The sequence below is a fragment of the Stenotrophomonas sp. 05L44_2 genome (assembly GCF_056665995.1).
On record NZ_JBFTNR010000382.1, the window covers coordinates 1 to 4,063 of the forward strand.

Annotated in this window: 6 protein-coding genes; 1 reads left to right on the top strand and 5 read right to left on the bottom strand. The window is 66.9% G+C overall.

The features are described from left to right. Positions 1-8: 8 nt before the first annotated feature. The 4 genes from hflD to AC1VAN_RS13965 are packed head-to-tail and all read right to left on the bottom strand — an operon-like array spanning position 9 to position 2,710. Positions 9-623, bottom strand: a complete 615-nt coding sequence (gene hflD / locus AC1VAN_RS13950) for a high frequency lysogenization protein HflD (RefSeq protein ID WP_025879123.1) — start codon at positions 621-623, stop codon at positions 9-11. Further along, positions 620-1,762, bottom strand: coding sequence for a tRNA 2-thiouridine(34) synthase MnmA (gene mnmA / locus AC1VAN_RS13955; RefSeq protein ID WP_442252051.1), 1,143 nt, complete (start codon positions 1,760-1,762; stop codon positions 620-622). The genes hflD and mnmA overlap by 4 nt, the downstream gene beginning before the upstream one ends. After that, positions 1,759-2,220 (bottom strand): NUDIX hydrolase, encoded by a 462-nt coding sequence (locus tag AC1VAN_RS13960; RefSeq protein WP_025879125.1) that lies wholly within the window; start codon positions 2,218-2,220, stop codon positions 1,759-1,761. The genes mnmA and AC1VAN_RS13960 overlap by 4 nt, the downstream gene beginning before the upstream one ends. 1 nt (position 2,221) lies before the next feature. Beyond that, a complete protein-coding gene (locus AC1VAN_RS13965; protein ID WP_025879126.1) occupies positions 2,222-2,710 on the bottom strand; it encodes a hypothetical protein in 489 nt (162 codons plus the stop codon). A gap of 113 nt (positions 2,711-2,823) precedes the next feature. Between AC1VAN_RS13965 and clpS the strand changes: the two genes are divergently transcribed. Beyond that, positions 2,824-3,150 carry an ATP-dependent Clp protease adapter ClpS gene (clpS, locus tag AC1VAN_RS13970; RefSeq protein WP_025879127.1) on the top strand — a complete coding sequence of 109 codons (327 nt, stop codon included), beginning with the start codon at positions 2,824-2,826 and terminating at the stop codon, positions 3,148-3,150. Positions 3,151-3,196: 46 nt separating this feature from the next. On the opposite strand, the gene AC1VAN_RS13975 is transcribed toward clpS, so the two are convergent. Beyond that, a complete protein-coding gene (locus AC1VAN_RS13975; protein ID WP_480986005.1) occupies positions 3,197-4,009 on the bottom strand; it encodes an APH(6) family putative aminoglycoside O-phosphotransferase in 813 nt (270 codons plus the stop codon). Positions 4,010-4,063: the final 54 nt, after the last annotated feature.

The following is a 4,063-nucleotide window of genomic DNA, read 5'->3' on the forward strand; positions in this document are numbered from 1 at the left end:
CCCCGCCCTCAGGCCAGCTGCCGGTCCACGGCCTCGACCATCGCCTTGCGGCTGAGCAGGAAGTCCCAGTAACTGCCACCCAGCTGCCGCCACAGTACGGCGGCGCGCACGGCGGCCAGCAGCAGCGCGCGGATCTCGGCCACCACGCCGGCCTGGCCCAGGTAATGCGGGTTGCCCTGCACCATGACCCGCGGCTTGAGGTGGCTGATGGTGTCTGCATACAGGCCGCCCAGCGCGGCCAGAACATCCGGGTGGCCGCTGTCACCCAGCTCGGTGGCCTGGCGCTGGGCGCGCTCGATACCCGAGGCGACCTTGTTCACGGTGGCGCCGTCCTGCACGAAGCGGCGCTCCAGCTGCAGTACCGACAGGGCCAGCTTGGGCAGGATCGGGTCCTGGCCCTGGCTGCGGAAATAATTGTGCAGCAGGCGCAGGCCGGATTTCAGGGCGTGCCGATCGCCAAAAACCGCCTGCGGCGAGGACGCATCGATGCGGAACACGCTGTCCACGGCAGTGCGCACGGCAGCGGCGTCGGAGTGGCCGGTATCGGCGATACGGCGTACCTGCTGCAGGGCCTGGGCAATGCCGGCCAAAGCCAGAACGCGGTCGTCGACAGTGAAACTCATGCAGCGATTACCTCAAAAGGAGAAGGGGTGGTGCGCAGGCGCTGTTCCAGCGGCGCGTCGGTGGCGGCGATCACCGCGCCACCCAGGCAGACCTCACCGTCATACAGCACCAGGGATTGCCCGGGGGTGACTGCACGCTGCGGCCGGGCGAAGGTGACCTGCACGCTGCCGTCGTCCAGCACGTCCACGCTGCACGGCTCATCGGGCTGGCGGTAGCGGGTCTGCGCGGCGCATTCAAAATGCCGTGCCGGTGGTGCGCCGGCAATCCAGTGCGCGGTCTCCGAGCGCAGCCTGTTGGACAGCATCCATGGGCTGTCACGGTCCTGGTCCACGTACAGCACGTTGCTGGCCACGTCCTTGCCGACCACATACCAGGGCGCGGCAGGGCGGCCGCGCACGCCGCCGATGTTCAGGCCTTCGCGCTGGCCCAGGGTGAAATAGAAGACGCCAGGATGTTCGGCGATCACGCTGCCATCGCTGGGATCGAGGATCTGCCCGGCCTTGGCCGGCAGGTAGCGCCCAAGGAACTCACGGAAATCGCGCTCGCCGATGAAGCAGATGCCGGTGGAATCCTTCTTGGCGTGGGTCGGCAGGCTGACGTCGCGGGCAATCCGGCGCAGGTCGCTCTTTTCCAGGTCACCAATCGGGAACAGGGTGGCCGCCAGCTGCTCCTGCCCCAGCTGGTGCAGGAAGTAACTCTGGTCCTTGGAACGGTCGGCGCCACGCAGCAGCAGCCACTGATGGCCGCGCTGGGCAATGCGTGCGTAATGGCCGGTGGCGATCCGCTCGGCGCCCAGTTCGCGGGCCGCATCGAGGAAGTGCTTGAACTTCACTTCGCGGTTGCACAGCACGTCCGGGTTGGGCGTGCGGCCGGCGGCGTATTCGGCCAGGAAGTGCTCGAACACGCCCTGCCAGTATTCGTTGGAGAAATCGCGGAAATGGAACGGAATGCCCAGCAGTCCGCAGACCGCTACCGCGTCGCGGCGRTCGTCCTCGGCGCGGCAGTCACCGCTGCCRTCGTCGGCCCAGTTCTGCATGAACAGACCRGCCACGGCCTCGCCCTGCTGCACCAGSCGCCARGCAGCCACGGAAGAATCCACGCCGCCAGACACGCCAACCATCACCCGTGGGCTGCTCATGCGACCTCCCGGACCAGTGCAAGCGGATAGCGCTGGCCGGCCAGGTAGTCGGCCAGCACCTGCCAGACCAGCGGGCTGCGCTGGCGTCCGGCGGCGGCCTGCAGTTCGGCCGGGGTCATCCACAGCGCCCGATCGATGCCGGCATCCAGCGGCCGCGCCGGGTCGTGCGAGACCGGGCGCGCGGCATAACAGAAGCGCAGGAACGGGGTGCCGTCACCGGCGGTCCACTGGTAGCAGCCGATGAAGGCGGTCAGTTCCACCGTCCAGCCGGTTTCCTCGACGGTCTCGCGCAGGGCGGCCTCGGCCAGGCTTTCACCCGGCTCCAGATGCCCGGCCGGCTGGTTCAGCACCTGCCGGCCCTCGATGGTTTCTTCCACCAGTAGCACCCTGCCGCCGTCGACCACCACGGTGGCGACGGTTGCATGCGGTGCCCAGCGCGGGTCCGGCGAGGTGTTCAACTCAGAGATCGTCCTTCTTGGTCAGCTCCAGCTCCATCGCGTCGGCGGTGCGGATGGCCGCATCGATGGCGTCGCTGAGCTGGTCGGAGGTGGCGTCGGCATCGATCTTCACCACGAACATCGCGGTCGACTCCTGCTTCACCCAGCCGCCCATCTTGGCGTCCTGCGAATCTTCCAGCAGGCGGTTGGCCACGGCCACCGGGAACTGCTTGGTCTGCGAGGTGTAGCCCGGCGACCAGATCTCGCGGATGTTGTGGGTACCGAAGTCTTCCACCGACGAGCGCACATAGACGATCTGGGTGCGATCGCCTTCGACATCGAACACCATCTGGTAATCGCCGTCTTCATCGACCTCGTAGGTGTAACCCAGCTTTTCCAGGTGACGGGCAACGGCCTTGTCGGCCTTCGTGCTGTCAGTGGTGGTCGCAGCGCCAGCGGTGCCCGCGGCAGCCAGGGCGATCAGCAGAGCGGAGAGAAGGGTCCTTTTCATGAAGATCCTGTGAAACCAAGTGTGTGGGAAGGTGCAATTGTGACGGCGGGCGCCCGTGCCGTCCATTCCACGCGGGGCCTACGCAAGGCCGTCGCACCCCTTATAATCGGCAGATGCCTCGCGAGTCCGCCCCCGATTCCCACCACGAGCACGGCGTTGCCGTGGAGCCCGCGCGCCCGGAAGTGGCGCCGCCGCCCTTCTATCAGGTCATGCTGCTCAATGACGACTACTCCCCGATGGATTTCGTCGTGGACGTCCTGCAGCAGTTCTTCAACATGGATCTGGACAAGGCCACCCAGGTGATGCTGCACGTCCACACCCGTGGCCGTGGCGTCTGCGGTGTGTTCACCCGCGAAGTGGCCGAAACCAAGGTGGCCCAGGTCAACGAGTACGCGCGGATGAACCAGCACCCGCTGCTGTGCACGATGGAGAAGGCCTGATCCTGGCACGGCGTGCCCACCAGGGTGGGCACCTGCCAGGTTCGCGTCACGCCTCCGCCAGCGCCTGCAGGGCCATCACGGCCACCGCCTCATCGATGTCGGCCGGGTCACCATCATCCCTGAACCACACCGCTGACAGGCCGGCACTGGCCGCGATCCAGCGCAGCAGCCGCGTGCGCTCGAGATCGGCCAGCCGGCAGACCTGTTCCACCCGGGCATGGAAGCGCTCGGGCCGTGTTGCCACATGGATGCCCGGCCCGCACAGGTCCGGGTTGCTGAACATCGTGGTGTAGTCGAACGCGCGGTCGCCCAGCAACCGCTTCGGGTCGATCGCCAGCCAGCYCCGTGCGCCGAAATCCAGCACGTTGTCGTGGTGCAGGTCGCCATGCAGGGGCCGCATCTCCTGCTCGTCCTCCAGCAGTGCCATCGCCAGCGATCTGCACTGTTCCAGCAATGGCGGCAGCGGTGCCCTTGGTTGCAGCAGATCGGCGAACCATCTACGCAGGCAGACCAGATCTTCTGGTGGCGCGCTCCGTGGCCGGTGCAGCTGCTGCAGGACCTGGCACAGGATCATGGTGCAGGCGTCGTCCTCGCCCTTGATCGAGCGTTGCCGCAGCGAATCGCCGTGCGCCCGTTCGATCAGGATCGCCGGCCCCTCGTGGGCCAGCAGGCGTGCGGCACCGTCGCCGTTCCACCAGCGCAGCAGGCGATGGCCGTTCTGTTCCTCTGTCTCCGTGCTCACCTTCAACATGGCCGCCTCGCCAGAGGCGGTCAGCACCGGCCAGAGCCGGGCATGGGGGGTAYGGATCGAAGGACCATCACGTCGCAATCGCCAGCGGCTCAGGTAGGGTTCGCTCATGTGGGTGGGCTGTCCTGGAGTGAACGATGATCAAGCGTTTGGTAGTGCTAACGC